We start from the raw sequence: 12,889 nt of genomic DNA, 5'->3' as shown, positions 1-12,889 counted from the left end.
AGCGGACCCCATGAAACGCCAGCCACTCGACGACAGCTTCAAGGTCAATCGCAACCCCGTTACCCTGCGCGAAATCGTGTTGGACAAACTGCGTAGCGCGATCATGAATTTCCAGCTCATGCCAGGCGATCGCCTGGTCGAACGCGACCTCTGTGATCGCCTCGGTGTCAGCCGGACTTCGGTGCGCGAAGCCTTGCGCCATCTGGAATCCGAAGGTCTGGTCGAATTCGCCGACGCCAAGGGCCCGCGCGTGGCCATCATCACCCTCGATGACGCTGTTGATATTTACGAATTGCGTTGCGTACTCGAGGGGCTGATCGTTCAGCTGTTCACTCTGCGCGCCAAAGCCAAGGACATCAAAGCCCTGGAAAAAGCCCTCGATGACAATCGCAAGGCATTGAAGGACGGCGAGCTGCAGCAGGTGATCGACTCGGTGCAGGGTTTCTACGACGTACTGCTCGAAGGCTCGGGCAATCATGTCGCCGCCACTCAGTTGCGCCAGTTGCAGGCCCGCATCAGCTATCTGCGCGCGACCTCGGTGTCACAGGAAAACCGACGCGGCGCGAGTAATCACGAGATGGAAAAAATGGTCGAGGCGATCAAGAGCGGTGATCCGCTGGCGGCGCATCAGGCCTGTGTCGATCACGTCCGCGCGGCGGCGGCCGTGGCCCTCGATTACCTCAAGCGCAAGCAGGAAGAAACCGGCGTCGCCGTCAAAGGCACCCCGGCGATCACTCTGCCAATCGCGCTGAAAGAACCCCGCATAGGTCAATGACATGTTCAGCCCGAGCTTTTGCCCGAAATGCGGTGGCCCTGACCTTGGTCAGCAGACGCCGTCGGGCGATACGCACGAGCGCCTGATGTGCCGCGGCTGCGGCTATATCCATTACATCAATCCGAAGATCATTGCCGGTTGCATCATCGAGCAGGACGGCAAATACCTCTTGTGCCAACGGGCAATTCCCCCGCGCCCGGGCACCTGGACCCTGCCGGCCGGGTTCATGGAAAGCTTTGAGACCACCGAGCAGGCGGCGTTGCGCGAAGTCTGGGAAGAAAGCGGCGTGCGCGCGGAAATCGTCTCGCCGTATTCGATTTTCAGCGTGCCGAAGATCAGCGAGGTGTACATCATCTTCCGCGCCATCGCTTTGGAGATCACCGGGCAGTACGGGCCGGAAACCATGGATTACAAATTCTTCGCCCCTGAAGAGATTCCATGGGAGCAGATTTATTACCCGGCGATCCGGCAGATTCTCGAGCGCTATATCGAAGAGCGCCAGGCCGGGGTGTACGGGATTTACATGGGCAATGACGACAGCGGCAAAATCCACTTTATGCGCTGATGTCTGATCATTCCCACGCGGAGCGTGGGAACGATCAATACGGCTTAAATCGGGGCAAAGGCCTCAACAATAATGATCTCCGCCCTCGCCCATTCCTCGCGGTAACTCTTCGCCTCCTGGTACGCCGCTGAGCGGTAGCACGCCACGGCTGTTTCGTAGTTTTCAAACTCGATGATCACCGTGCGTTGCGGCGTTTCACGCCCTTCCATCGCCTCGCTGCGCCCGCCTCTGGCGAGAAATACGCCACCGAATGCGGCAATCGCCTGCGGGGTGCGCTGGGTGTAATGGCTGTAGCGCTCGGCATCGGCTATATCCACATGGGCAATCCAGTACGCCTTCATAGTGACCTCTGTGCTAATTTTGTATTATGGTATACCAATATATTTCCAACGAACCCTGAGAGTCCAGCATGGCCTTCAACAGCATCGAAGAAATCATCGACGATTATCGCCTCGGCAAAATGGTTTTGCTCGTCGATGACGAAGACCGCGAAAACGAAGGCGACCTGTTGCTGGCCGCCGACCGCTGCACGGCGGAGGCTATCAGCTTCATGGCCCGTGAAGCACGGGGGCTGATCTGCCTGACCCTGACTGACGAACATTGTCAGCGTCTGGGCCTGGAGCAGATGGTCCCCGCCAACGGCAGCGTGTTCAGCACTGCCTTTACCGTGTCGATCGAAGCGGCGGTTGGCGTGACCACTGGCATTTCCGCGGCGGATCGAGCCTGCACCGTTGCTGCCGCCGTCGCGCCGAATGCCCGTGCTGAAGACCTGGTGCAGCCCGGCCACATCTTTCCGCTGCGCGCCAAGGAAGGTGGCGTGTTGACCCGCGCAGGTCATACCGAGGCCGGTTGCGATCTGGCGCGTTTGGCCGGTTTCACCCCGGCGTCGGTGATCGTCGAAGTGATGAATGACGACGGCACCATGGCCCGGCGTCCGGATCTGGAACTGTTCGCACGCAAGCACGGGATCAAGATCGGCACCATCGCCGACCTGATCCACTATCGCCTGAGCACCGAGCACACCATCGAACGCATCGGTGAACAAGAGCTGCCAACGGTACATGGCACGTTCCGTTTGATTACTTTCGAAGACCGCATCGAGGGCGGCGTGCACATGGCGATGGTCATGGGCGATCTGCGCCGTGACGAGCCGACGCTGGTGCGTGTGCATGTAATCGATCCGTTGCGCGATCTGGTCGGTGCCGAGTACAGCGGGCCGAAGAACTGGACGCTGTGGGCGGCGTTGCAACGAGTGGCTGAGGAAGGTCACGGGGTGGTCGTGGTGCTGGCCAATCATGAGTCGTCGCAGGCGTTGCTGGAGCGGGTGCCGCAACTGACCCAGCCGCCCCGGCAGTTCAGCCGCTCGCAATCACGGATCTATTCCGAAGTCGGGACTGGGGCGCAGATTCTGCAGAATCTTGGCGTCGGCAAGCTGCGCCACCTCGGGCCGCCGCTGAAGTACGCAGGGCTGACCGGGTATGACCTGGAGGTCGTCGAGAGCATCCCCTTCACCGAATAATCCACCTGACCCACATTTCCTGTGGGAGGGGGCCTGCTCCCGAAGGCGTCCTGTCAGCCGACTTCATTATTGAATGACCCGACGCTACACGAGCAAGCCCGCTCCCACACGGGCCTGTATTACACGCACGGATTTCTGAGTCACAAAAAACTGTCCTGCCAGATAACCGGTAAGGCAAAGTGCTTGCACAAAGTTTGGAATACCATAATATGATATTCCATAGACCGGACGCTGCAACCAATCGTCCAGCTACTGCTCCCGACAGGCGGGCAACAACGCAAGGCCCGCTCAAAAACACAACAATGAGGGCGTGAACATGGTGTTGAACAAAGCTGCAACTGCGATCTTTTTCGCAGGTCTGCTCAGCGTTACCGGCCAGGCTGCAATGGCTGCCGAAAGCGTGAATTTTGTCAGCTGGGGCGGTAGCACCCAGGATGCGCAGAAACAGGCCTGGGCCGATCCGTTCAGCAAGGCCAGCGGCATCACCGTCGTCCAGGACGGGCCGACCGACTACGGCAAACTCAAAGCCATGGTCGAGAGCGGCAACGTGCAGTGGGACGTGGTCGATGTCGAAGCCGATTTCGCCCTGCGCGCCGCCGCTGAAGGCTTGCTCGAACCCCTCGACTTCAAAGTCATTCAACGCGACAGGATCGACCCGCGCTTCGTCAACGATCACGGCGTCGGCTCGTTCTTCTTCTCCTTTGTCCTCGGTTACAACGAGGGCAAGCTCGGCGCCAACAAGCCGCAGGACTGGAGCGCGCTGTTCGACACCAAGACTTACCCCGGCAAACGCGCCCTGTACAAATGGCCAAGCCCCGGCGTGCTCGAACTGGCGCTGCTGGCCGACGGCGTTGCGGCTGACAAGCTCTACCCGCTGGACCTGGACCGCGCCTTCAAGAAACTCGACACCATCAAGAAAGACATCGTCTGGTGGGGCGGCGGCGCGCAGTCGCAGCAACTGCTGGCGTCCGGCGAAGCGAGCATGGGCCAGTTCTGGAACGGTCGTGTGCATGCTTTGCAGGAAGACGGCGCACCCGTTGGCGTGAGCTGGAAGCAGAACCTGGTCATGGCCGACATTCTGGTCATCCCCAAAGGCGCGAAAAACAAGGATGCGGCGATGAAGTTCCTCGCCAACGCGAGCAGCGCCAAAGGCCAGGCCGATTTCTCCAACCTGACCGCCTACGCCCCGGTCAACCTCGACAGTGTCGAGCGTCTGGATTCGACGCTGGCGCCCAACCTCCCAACAGCGTACGCCAAGGATCAGATCACCCTTGATTTCGCTTACTGGGCCAAAAACGGTCCGGCTATCGCGACACGGTGGAACGAATGGCTGGTCAAATGAAAATCGCGGCCACTGCGCCCCGCCCCTCCGCTGCCACCGGGAGCGCCGCCGGCGCTGCCGGTTCGGCTTTCAAGCAGCGCTGGCGCGGCGCCGGCAACCTCGTCCCGGCGCTGCTGTTCCTCGGCCTGTTCTTTCTCGCGCCGCTGATTGGCCTGCTGTTGCGCGGCGTGCTGGAACCGGTGCCGGGTCTTGGCAACTACGAACAACTGTTCGCCAACTCGGCCTATGCCCGAGTGCTGCTCAATACCTTTTCGGTGGCCGGGCTGGTGACGCTGTTCAGCCTGTTGCTGGGCTTCCCGCTGGCCTGGGCGATCACCCTGGTACCGCGCGGCTGGGGCCGCTGGATTCTGAACATCGTGCTGCTGTCGATGTGGACCAGCCTGCTCGCCCGCACCTATTCGTGGCTGGTGTTGCTGCAAGCCTCGGGCGTGATCAACAAGGCGCTGATGGCCATGGGCATCATCGATCAGCCGCTGGAAATGGTGCACAACCTCACCGGCGTGGTGATCGGCATGAGCTACATCATGATCCCGTTCATCGTGCTGCCGTTGCAGGCGACCATGCAGGCCATCGACCCGATGATCCTGCAGGCCGGCTCGATCTGTGGCGCGAGCCCGTGGACCAACTTCTTCCGGGTGTTCCTGCCGCTGTGCCGGCCGGGCCTGGCCTCCGGCGGGTTGATGGTGTTCGTGATGTCGCTCGGTTACTACGTCACCCCGGCGCTGCTCGGCGGGGCGCAGAACATGATGCTGCCGGAATTCATCATTCAGCAGGTGCAATCGTTCCTCAACTGGGGCCTGGCCAGTGCCGGCGCCGCGTTGCTGATCGCCATCACCCTGGTGTTGTTCTACTTCTACCTGAAGCTTCAACCGGAATCCCCGGTTGGCGCCAGTAACGCGAGGTAAGCCGACATGCTCCTGACCCCCAATGCCATGAGCCGGCGCATGCGTTTCGGCCTCTACGCCACGACTGGGCTGATCGGTCTGTTTCTGCTGTTGCCGATCGTGTTCATCGTGCTGCTGTCGTTCGGCTCTTCCCAGTGGCTGGTGTTCCCGCCACCGGGCTGGACGCTGAAATGGTACGGCCAGTTCTTCTCCAACCCCGACTGGATGAACGCCGCTGCCGCCAGTCTCAAGGTGGCCGTACTGACCACGATTTGCGCCGTGGCTCTCGGTCTGCCGACCGCGTTTGCGCTGGTGCGTGGGCGCTTCCCCGGCCGCGAGATGCTCTACGGCCTGTTCACCCTGCCGATGATCGTGCCGCTGGTGATCATCGCCGTGGCGGTGTATGCGCTGTTCCTCAAGCTCGGCTACACCGGGACGATGTTTGCCTTCGTGGTCAGCCATGTGATCGTCGCGCTGCCGTTCACCATCATCTCGATCATCAACTCGTTGAAGCTGTTCGATCAGTCGATTGAAGACGCAGCGGTAATTTGCGGCGCCTCGCGCCTGCAAGCGGTGTTCAAGGTGACGTTCCCGGCGATCCGTCCGGGCATGGTCGCCGGCGCCCTCTTCGCTTTCCTCGTTTCGTGGGACGAAGTGGTGCTCAGCGTGATGATGGCCAGCCCGACTCTGCAAACCCTTCCCGTGAAAATGTGGACCACTCTGCGCCAGGACCTGACCCCGGTGATCGCCGTCGCTTCGACGCTGCTGATCGGCCTGTCGGTATTGGTCATGGTGATCGCCGCCGCCCTGCGCCGGCGCAATGAAATCAGCGCCTGAGCGCCCAGGAGTACGACATGAGTGCCGTGATCAAAGACGCATCCCAGCAGAACGACAACCCCCTGGTCAGCCTGCGCAACCTGAACAAGCACTACGGCGATTTTGCCGCCGTTGACAACATCTCGCTGGACATCAAGGACGGCGAATTCCTGACCTTCCTCGGCTCCAGCGGCTCGGGCAAAAGTACGACGCTGTCGATGCTCGCCGGCTTCGAAACACCGAGCAGCGGCGAGATCCTCGTCAACGGCCAATCGCTGGTCAACGTGCCGCCGCACAAGCGCGACATCGGCATGGTCTTCCAGCGTTATTCGCTGTTCCCGCATCTGTCGGTGCGCGACAACATCGCCTTCCCTTTGGCGATCCGCAAACTGGCAGCGGCCGAGCGCGAAAAACGCGTCGATGCAATGCTCAAACTGGTGCAGCTCGAACAGTTCGCCCATCGCCGCCCCTCGCAACTGTCCGGTGGTCAGCAGCAACGTGTCGCCATTGCCCGGGCGCTGGTTTACGAGCCACGCATCCTGCTGATGGACGAGCCGCTGGGCGCACTGGACAAGAAGCTGCGCGAGGATTTGCAGGATGAACTGCGCCAGCTGCACCGGCGCCTGGGCATCACCATTGTCTACGTGACCCACGACCAGGAAGAAGCCATGCGTCTGTCGCAACGCATCGCGATTTTCAGCCACGGCAAGATCGTGGGCCTGGGCAGTGGTTATGACCTTTATCAGAATCCGCCGAATGCGTTTGTCGCATCCTTTCTCGGCAATTCGAACTTCCTCAAACTCAAGGCGCAGGGCAATGCGGCGGCGAGTTTCGAGGGGCAGTCATTGTCGATTCGGCTGACGTCCGGGTTGCACACTGATCAGGATGTGCTGCTGATGGTGCGGCCGGAAAAGGCTGTGGCGCTGAGTGTGCAGCAAGCGAGTGATGAGCCGCTCGCGGCGGGCTGGAATGAGGTGTCGGCGAATGTTGTGGAAGTGCTGTTTCTGGGTGAGAGCCAGACGTGCAGCGTGGTGACTGCGGGCGGGACGTCGATGACGGTCAAAGCACTGTCGGCGGCGGGCATGCCGCTCAAGGCCGGCGATCCGGTGCGGGTGCGCTGGGCGACGGCGGATGCTTGCGTTTATACCGAGTGGGCCGAAAGCGACTTGAACAAGGCTGCCGGTGCCCACTGAAGCTTCTACATGAAATTGCGTTTCAACTGTGGGATCGGGCTTGCTCGCGAATAGGTCGTGTCAGTCACCATCAAGGTTGAATGACCCACCGCATTCGCGAGCAAGCCCGCTCCCACAAGGTTTTGTGGTGCTCAGACAATCGGGATAAAGCCTTCGACCTCATCCGGCCAAGCCGTCAGCACTTCAAACCCGGTCTCGGTCACCGCGACCATATGCTCCCACTGCGCCGACAACGAGCCATCCTTGGTCAGCACGGTCCAGCCATCCGGCATGTTCTTCACATGGCGCTTGCCGGCATTGAGCATCGGCTCCACGGTAAAAATCATCCCGGCCTCGAGCTTGAGCCCCTGATTGGGAAAGCCGTAATGCAGGATCTGCGGTTCATCGTGATAAACCTTGCCGATGCCGTGGCCGCAGTATTCACGCACGACGCTGAAGCCCTCCGCCTCCGCCAGGCTCTGGATCGCATGACCGATATCGCCCAGCGTTGCGCCCGGTTTCACTGCGCGAATGCCCGCACACATGGCTTCGTAGGTGGTCTTGATCAGGTGCTGCGCTTCAGGAGTCGCCTCACCGACGACGTACATACGGCTGGTATCACCGAACCAGCCATCCTTGATCACGGCGATATCGAGGTTGACGATGTCGCCGTCCTTCAATGGGGTGCCCGACGGAATCCCGTGGCACACCACGTCATTGACCGACGCACAGACGGTTTTCGGAAAGCCGTGATAACCGACGTTGGCAGGCACGGCTTTCTGCACATTGACGATGTAGTCGTTGCACAGCCGATCCAGCTCATCGGTGCTCACCCCGGCCTTCACATGCGGCACCAGCATCGCCAGCACTTCGGCGGCGAGTTTGCCGGCGGCGCGGGATTTTTCAATGTCGGCAGGCGTGTTGATTTTGATCTGGTTTCTCATGCGCTGACGGCTTCCTGAGTCAGTTGTTGCAAATCCAGGCCGCCGTTCTGTTCGGCGCGGATCAGCAGGCGGCAAATGGCGCTGTGGTCGAGGTTGGGGTGCAGCTCGGCGAGCATGCCGATGCGCATCCAGTGCTCGGCCTGCGCGTTGATCGAGCGGCTGAGGGCGTTGCTGGAGATGCGCAGATTTTCGTGCATGTCCTCTGAAATTTTTACGATGCCCATATCTGTTTCCGATACGAAATGTATATGGATCGTATACTAGCCAAGCTTCGCCCAGGATTGCAAATACCCGGAATGAAAGCACGCGCCCCCTGTAGGAGCTGCCGAAGGCAGATTCGGCTCCCCTTGAGCGCCCTGATCGACTACCATGCCCGCGCCGGTTTCCACACGGAATTAACAGGGAATCCGAAATGCTTGCACAGCATCAATCGGAACTGCCCCCGCAACTGTAGGTGCCGAGCCTGCTCCTCGACTGCCACTGGGTCATTCCCGGGAAGGCCGGAGCACGGCGATGACGCATCAGTCAGGAGACCTGCCGGCACAGTGACTGACTAACCGGCGGGGTGTCCGGGAAGGACATCGTGCCGTGTGTGTTTTCACAATGCCGGCCTTGCGCTGTTTCCACGACCGCGCCCGAGGTGTGTTTCCAAACCGTACCCGCCCGCTCCCGTACGGTTCCCCTGGAGACTGCCCCATGCTGCTGACCCGCGTTGCCACCCTGCTGACCTGTCTGAGCCTTTGCACCCTGGTTCAAGCGGCACCGACTGCGTATCCGCTGACCGTCGAAAACTGCGGCAGCAGCCTGACCTTTCAACACGCACCCACTCGCACAGTGACCATCGGCCAGGCCGGCACCGAAATGCTCTACGCCTTGGGTCTGGGCGACAAGGTCGTCGGCACCTCACTGTGGTTCAACGACGTGCTGGGCACCTACAAAGCGCAGAACGACAGGATCGAGCGCCTCGCCGACAACGAGCCGAGTTTCGAAGCGGTGATCGCCAAACGCCCGGAGCTGGTTGCCGTCGAGCTGGAATGGATGGTCGGCCCGCAAGGCGCGGTCGGCACTCGCGAGCAGTTCCATGAATTGAAGATTCCCACCTACCTGCTGCCCTCCGATTGCGAAGCCAAGGACAACCTCGTCGGCTCCGACGGCACGCGGCTGGCGCCGTTCCGCATCGACAGCATCTACAAAGGCGTGAGTCAACTGGCGGCGATTTTCGATGTGCAGGCGCGTGGCGAACAGCTCAATGAACAGCTCAAGGCCAGCCTCGCGCGGTCGATCGCCACCGCGAAAAAACAGCAGCGCAAAGACGTCAGCGCCCTGGTGTGGTTCTCCAGCGCCGAGATGGACATCGAGCCGTTCGTGGCCGGGCACAAAGGCGTTCCCGATTTCATGCTCAGCACCCTCGGCGTGCGCAACGTCGTCGAGTCGGATGAAGAATGGCCGACCGTTGGCTGGGAAACCATCGCCAAGGCCAACCCGACGTTTCTGGTCATCGCGCGCATGGATCGTCGACGTTTCCCGGCGGACGACTATCAGAAAAAACTCGCCTTCCTGCGCCGTGATCCGGTGACGCGCAACATGGACGCGGTCAAGCACAACCGCATTATCGTCCTCGACGCCATGGCCATGCAGGCCAGCCTGCGCACCTTCGACGGCCTCGAACAATTGGCCAGCGCCATCAACGGCTACGACCTGTCGCAATGAGCAGACACCTGATTCGGTCGCTGCTGGTCCTGTTGACGCTGTCGGTCGCGCTGATCGGCGGCGTGGCCATTGGCGAGACCTCGATCGAGCCAAGCGTGGTGTTGCAGGTGCTGGCCAACAAACTGTGGGGCGCCGGTCATGTGCTCGACCCGATCGACGAAGGCATCGTCTGGAATTATCGCCTGACTCGCGCTTTGGTCGCGGCGGCCTGCGGTGCCGGCCTGGCCACGTGCGGGGTGATCCTGCAGTCGTTGCTGCGCAATCCGTTGGCCGATCCGTATTTGCTGGGAATTTCCGCTGGCGCCTCGACCGGCGCGGTGATGGTCGCCCTGCTTGGCGTCGGCGCCGGGGCTATTTCATTGTCGGTCGGTGCCTTTGCCGGTGCGGTGACGGCATTCGTGCTGGTGATCCTGTTGGCACGGGTCAGCGGCTCGGCCAGCGGCACCGGGCAGATCATCCTGGCCGGCATCGCCGGGTCGCAGTTGTTCAACGCCCTCACGGCGTTTCTGATTACCCGCTCAGCAAGCTCGGAGCAAGCGCGCGGGATCATGTTCTGGCTGCTGGGCAATCTCGGCGGCGTACGCTGGCCGTCGGTGTGGCTGGCGGTGCCGGTAGCGCTGTTGGGGTTGGTGGTGTGCCTGTGGCATCGGCGTGCGCTGGATGCGTTTACCTTTGGCGCGGATTCGGCAGCGTCTCTGGGCATTGCCGTGCGTCGCGTGCAGATTCTGCTGATCGGCTGCGCCGCGCTGGTGACGGCGGTGATGGTGTCGATTGTCGGCTCGATCGGTTTTGTCGGCCTGGTGATTCCCCACGCCGCACGGTTGTTGCTCGGTACCGGCCATGCGCGTCTGCTGCCCGCCAGCGCACTGGGCGGCGCGGTGTTTCTGATCGCCGCCGATGTGCTGTCACGCACCCTGATCAAGGGTCAGGTGATTCCGGTCGGCGTGATCACCGCGCTGGTTGGCGCGCCGGTGTTCGCCCTGATTCTGGTGGGTCGGAGATCGGCGCGATGAACACGGTTCTGAGTTGTGCGGGTGTGGGCTTCAAAGTGCGCAGCGCCGAGTTGCTCAACGGTGTCAGCCTCGACGTTCAGCGCGGCGAGACACTGGGTATTGTCGGGCCGAACGGTTCGGGTAAATCCACGCTGCTGAAACTGCTCGCCGGCCTGCGCGAACCGAGCGCGGGCCATGTGCAGCTCGGCGGTCAGGCGCTGGGCAAGATGTCACGGCGCAGCATCGCGCAGACGCTCGCGGTGGTTGAGCAACAGGCCGATACCGACGATGGCATCCGCGTGTTCGACGCGGCGGCGCTGGGGCGCACGCCATGGTTGTCGGCGCTGCAACCGTGGTCGCCGGCCGATGACGCCATCGTCGGGCAAGCGTTGGTTGACGTCGACGCCGTGCACCTGCGCAACCGCCTCTGGCGCAGCCTCTCCGGCGGCGAACGCCAACGCGTGCACATCGCCCGCGCACTGGCCCAGCGCCCGCAGATCCTGCTGCTCGACGAGCCGGCCAACCACCTCGACATCCAGCATCAGTTGAGCATTCTGCAAGTGGTGCGTGCGCTGCCGGTGACGACGCTGATCGCCCTGCACGACCTCAATCAGGCGCTCAAGTGCGATCGTCTGGCGGTGCTGGAACGCGGCCGTCTCGTGGCATTGGGTGAGCCGTTGCAAGTGCTGACGCCGGAGCGTTTACAGACGACTTTCGGGGTCAGGGCGCACTACCTGACCGACCCGTTCGATGGGGCGCAGATATTGCGTTTTCTTACCTGACGCATGTGTAGCTGACGGACCGCCTTCACGAGCAAGCCCGCTCCCACAGTGGATTTGTGGGTTGCCGGGTATGGCGGGTGTAGCGCGAAATCTGGTGGGAGTGGGCTTGCTCTCGAAGGCGGTTGGTCGGGCAATTTATAGGTGGCTGAGACTCCGCTTTCGCGAGCAAGCCCGCTCCGACGAAGGGCTACGCGCGCAGCGCTTGCGGCTCGCTGACCGTTTGGGCGAGCACAGCCACCTCTTCATACTTTTGTCGGGCGAACGCCAGCCAGCTTTTCATTTCGGCATCTAACTGGTCTTCTCGGCCTGGATCGACCGGACTGTGCAGCAACGAGCAGGACGGCGCCACCCACAAACGATCACCCAGACGCTCATGAGCGTGACGCAGCGTCGCCAATGCGTTTTGCAGATCGCAGCGCCAGACGTTACGACCGTTGACCACACCCAGCGACAGCACTTTATAGGCTGGCAGGCGATCAAGAATGGTCGGGTACTGATCCGGCGCGCGCACCAGATCGATGTGCAGGCCGTCGACCGGCAGGTTCGCCGCCAGACCGAGGTTTTCTTCCAGACCACCGAAGTAGGTAGCGAGCAGTTTTTTCAGCGGATCGCGCTGGATCTGGTTGTAGGCGCGTTCGAAAGCATTCTTCCAGTCCTGCGGCAGATCAAGGACCAGAATCGGCTCATCGATCTGCACCCACTCCACACCCAATGCCGCCAGCCGCGCGAAGATCTGTCCGTACAGCGGCAGCAGGCGATCGAGCAAATCGAGCTTGTCGAAGTCGGCGTCTTTGGTTTTGCCCAGCCACAGATAGGTCAACGGGCCGAGGATCACCGGTTTGACGTTGTGCCCCAGCGCGCGGGCCTCTTCGGTTTCTTCAAACAGCTGCTCCCAACCCAGCTGGAAGTGCTGATCGGCGCTGAATTCCGGTACGAGGTAGTGATAGTTGGTGTCGAACCACTTGGTCATTTCCTGAGCCTGGCCGTCGCTGCAGCAAGCATTGCTGACGCCTCGGGCCATGCTGAACAGGGTTTGCAGCGTGGCTTTGCCGTCATGCGGGCGGAAGCGCTCGGGGATCACGCCGAACATCAGCGAGTGGCTCAGCACTTGGTCATACCAGGCGAAGTCGCCGACCGGCAACAAATCGATGCCGGCGTTCTTCTGCAAGTCCCAATGGACCTTGCGCAGCTCACGCCCGACGTCACGCAGGCCCGCCTCATTCAGTTCTCCCTTCCAGAACGCCTCTTGCGCTTTCTTCAGTTCACGGTCGCGACCGATGCGCGGAAATCCAAGGGAATGGGCCAGTGCCATGACAAACAACTCCAGGTGCTTATTCGATGGCGGCCATTGTCGGAAACGAAGCTTGATGAAACAAACTCAATAAATT

The 12,889-nt window shown here is 61.4% G+C and carries 13 protein-coding genes, 1 pseudogene and 1 riboswitch; of the genes and pseudogenes, 10 read left to right on the top strand and 4 right to left on the bottom strand.

The genetic code is table 11. The annotated features are described in order from the left end of the window. Positions 1-10 precede the first annotated feature (10 nt). Together ACIGDJ_RS06600 and ACIGDJ_RS06595 are read left to right on the top strand one after the other, a co-directional pair. Complete coding sequence (locus ACIGDJ_RS06600; RefSeq protein WP_016775014.1) at positions 11-775, top strand: GntR family transcriptional regulator; 765 nt, start codon at positions 11-13, stop codon at positions 773-775. A 1-nt stretch (position 776) separates the two neighbouring features. Then, the gene (locus ACIGDJ_RS06595; protein WP_101155081.1) at positions 777-1,340 is read left to right on the top strand and encodes an NUDIX hydrolase; all 564 of its coding nucleotides are present in this window, start codon (positions 777-779) and stop codon (positions 1,338-1,340) included. A gap of 44 nt (positions 1,341-1,384) precedes the next feature. Here ACIGDJ_RS06595 and ACIGDJ_RS06590 read toward each other — a convergent pair whose 3' ends face one another. Continuing rightward, entirely contained in the window at positions 1,385-1,681 is a 297-nt protein-coding gene (locus ACIGDJ_RS06590) for a DUF1330 domain-containing protein (RefSeq protein WP_101155083.1), read from the bottom strand. 68 nt (positions 1,682-1,749) lie between these two features. On the opposite strand from ACIGDJ_RS06590, the gene ribBA reads away from it, so the two are divergent. From ribBA to ACIGDJ_RS06565, 5 genes are all read left to right on the top strand, one after another. Further along, complete coding sequence (ribBA, locus tag ACIGDJ_RS06585) at positions 1,750-2,859, top strand: bifunctional 3,4-dihydroxy-2-butanone-4-phosphate synthase/GTP cyclohydrolase II (RefSeq protein ID WP_101155085.1); 1,110 nt, start codon at positions 1,750-1,752, stop codon at positions 2,857-2,859. Positions 2,860-3,175: 316 nt separating this feature from the next. Further along, a complete protein-coding gene (locus tag ACIGDJ_RS06580; protein WP_313004904.1) occupies positions 3,176-4,201 on the top strand; it encodes an ABC transporter substrate-binding protein in 1,026 nt (341 codons plus the stop codon). Then, complete coding sequence (locus ACIGDJ_RS06575; protein ID WP_101155089.1) at positions 4,198-5,106, top strand: ABC transporter permease; 909 nt, start codon at positions 4,198-4,200, stop codon at positions 5,104-5,106. Before ACIGDJ_RS06580 ends, ACIGDJ_RS06575 begins: the two co-directional genes overlap by 4 nt. A gap of 6 nt (positions 5,107-5,112) precedes the next feature. After that, positions 5,113-5,922: an ABC transporter permease gene (locus tag ACIGDJ_RS06570; RefSeq protein ID WP_007918021.1), complete on the top strand. Its 810-nt coding sequence runs from the start codon at positions 5,113-5,115 to the stop codon at positions 5,920-5,922. A gap of 17 nt (positions 5,923-5,939) precedes the next feature. After that, the gene (locus tag ACIGDJ_RS06565; protein WP_313004899.1) at positions 5,940-7,094 is read left to right on the top strand and encodes an ABC transporter ATP-binding protein; all 1,155 of its coding nucleotides are present in this window, start codon (positions 5,940-5,942) and stop codon (positions 7,092-7,094) included. 131 nt (positions 7,095-7,225) lie between these two features. Here ACIGDJ_RS06565 and map read toward each other — a convergent pair whose 3' ends face one another. Both map and ACIGDJ_RS06555 read right to left on the bottom strand, forming a co-directional pair. Beyond that, on the bottom strand, positions 7,226-8,017 hold the full coding sequence (map, locus tag ACIGDJ_RS06560; protein ID WP_397478513.1) for a type I methionyl aminopeptidase: 792 nt from the start codon (positions 8,015-8,017) through the stop codon (positions 7,226-7,228). Next, a complete protein-coding gene (locus ACIGDJ_RS06555; protein ID WP_007918027.1) occupies positions 8,014-8,241 on the bottom strand; it encodes a ParD-like family protein in 228 nt (75 codons plus the stop codon). Before ACIGDJ_RS06555 ends, map begins: the two co-directional genes overlap by 4 nt. A gap of 138 nt (positions 8,242-8,379) precedes the next feature. Then, a riboswitch (cobalamin riboswitch) is annotated at positions 8,380-8,574 on the top strand. Between the two features lie 139 nt (positions 8,575-8,713). Here ACIGDJ_RS06555 and ACIGDJ_RS06550 point away from each other — a divergent pair. Genes ACIGDJ_RS06550 through ACIGDJ_RS06540 form a run of 3 tightly spaced genes read left to right on the top strand, consistent with a single transcriptional unit; the run spans position 8,714 to position 11,501 of the window. Further along, positions 8,714-9,727 (top strand): ABC transporter substrate-binding protein, encoded by a 1,014-nt coding sequence (locus ACIGDJ_RS06550; RefSeq protein ID WP_397478514.1) that lies wholly within the window; start codon positions 8,714-8,716, stop codon positions 9,725-9,727. Then, a complete protein-coding gene (locus ACIGDJ_RS06545) occupies positions 9,724-10,740 on the top strand; it encodes a FecCD family ABC transporter permease (protein WP_397478515.1) in 1,017 nt (338 codons plus the stop codon). Before ACIGDJ_RS06550 ends, ACIGDJ_RS06545 begins: the two co-directional genes overlap by 4 nt. After that, on the top strand, positions 10,737-11,501 hold the full coding sequence (locus ACIGDJ_RS06540) for an ABC transporter ATP-binding protein (RefSeq protein WP_397478516.1): 765 nt from the start codon (positions 10,737-10,739) through the stop codon (positions 11,499-11,501). The genes ACIGDJ_RS06545 and ACIGDJ_RS06540 overlap by 4 nt, the downstream gene beginning before the upstream one ends. A 199-nt stretch (positions 11,502-11,700) precedes the next feature. Here the strand turns inward: ACIGDJ_RS06540 and ACIGDJ_RS06535 are convergent. Then, positions 11,701-12,813, bottom strand: a pseudogene (locus tag ACIGDJ_RS06535) (5-methyltetrahydropteroyltriglutamate--homocysteine S-methyltransferase); the annotation flags it as partial. Positions 12,814-12,889: the final 76 nt, after the last annotated feature.

Source organism: Pseudomonas sp. NPDC079367 (genome assembly GCF_044542195.1).
In the GTDB taxonomy this organism is placed as follows: domain Bacteria; phylum Pseudomonadota; class Gammaproteobacteria; order Pseudomonadales; family Pseudomonadaceae; genus Aquipseudomonas.
Note: the sequence above shows the minus strand (reverse complement) of the source record. Positions and strands in the feature narration are given on the sequence as shown.

What these genes read in the sequence shown, in the direction of transcription:
- ACIGDJ_RS06600 (WP_016775014.1), top strand. Translation starts at nt 11, where the DNA reads ATGAAACGCCAGCCACTCGACGACAGCTTCAAGGTCAATCGCAACCCC.
- ACIGDJ_RS06595 (WP_101155081.1), top strand. Translation starts at nt 777, where the DNA reads ATGTTCAGCCCGAGCTTTTGCCCGAAATGCGGTGGCCCTGACCTTGGT.
- ACIGDJ_RS06590 (WP_101155083.1), bottom strand. Translation starts at nt 1,681, where the DNA reads ATGAAGGCGTACTGGATTGCCCATGTGGATATAGCCGATGCCGAGCGC.
- ribBA (WP_101155085.1), top strand. Translation starts at nt 1,750, where the DNA reads ATGGCCTTCAACAGCATCGAAGAAATCATCGACGATTATCGCCTCGGC.
- ACIGDJ_RS06580 (WP_313004904.1), top strand. Translation starts at nt 3,176, where the DNA reads ATGGTGTTGAACAAAGCTGCAACTGCGATCTTTTTCGCAGGTCTGCTC.
- ACIGDJ_RS06575 (WP_101155089.1), top strand. Translation starts at nt 4,198, where the DNA reads ATGAAAATCGCGGCCACTGCGCCCCGCCCCTCCGCTGCCACCGGGAGC.
- ACIGDJ_RS06570 (WP_007918021.1), top strand. Translation starts at nt 5,113, where the DNA reads ATGCTCCTGACCCCCAATGCCATGAGCCGGCGCATGCGTTTCGGCCTC.
- ACIGDJ_RS06565 (WP_313004899.1), top strand. Translation starts at nt 5,940, where the DNA reads ATGAGTGCCGTGATCAAAGACGCATCCCAGCAGAACGACAACCCCCTG.
- map (WP_397478513.1), bottom strand. Translation starts at nt 8,017, where the DNA reads ATGAGAAACCAGATCAAAATCAACACGCCTGCCGACATTGAAAAATCC.
- ACIGDJ_RS06555 (WP_007918027.1), bottom strand. Translation starts at nt 8,241, where the DNA reads ATGGGCATCGTAAAAATTTCAGAGGACATGCACGAAAATCTGCGCATC.
- ACIGDJ_RS06550 (WP_397478514.1), top strand. Translation starts at nt 8,714, where the DNA reads ATGCTGCTGACCCGCGTTGCCACCCTGCTGACCTGTCTGAGCCTTTGC.
- ACIGDJ_RS06545 (WP_397478515.1), top strand. Translation starts at nt 9,724, where the DNA reads ATGAGCAGACACCTGATTCGGTCGCTGCTGGTCCTGTTGACGCTGTCG.
- ACIGDJ_RS06540 (WP_397478516.1), top strand. Translation starts at nt 10,737, where the DNA reads ATGAACACGGTTCTGAGTTGTGCGGGTGTGGGCTTCAAAGTGCGCAGC.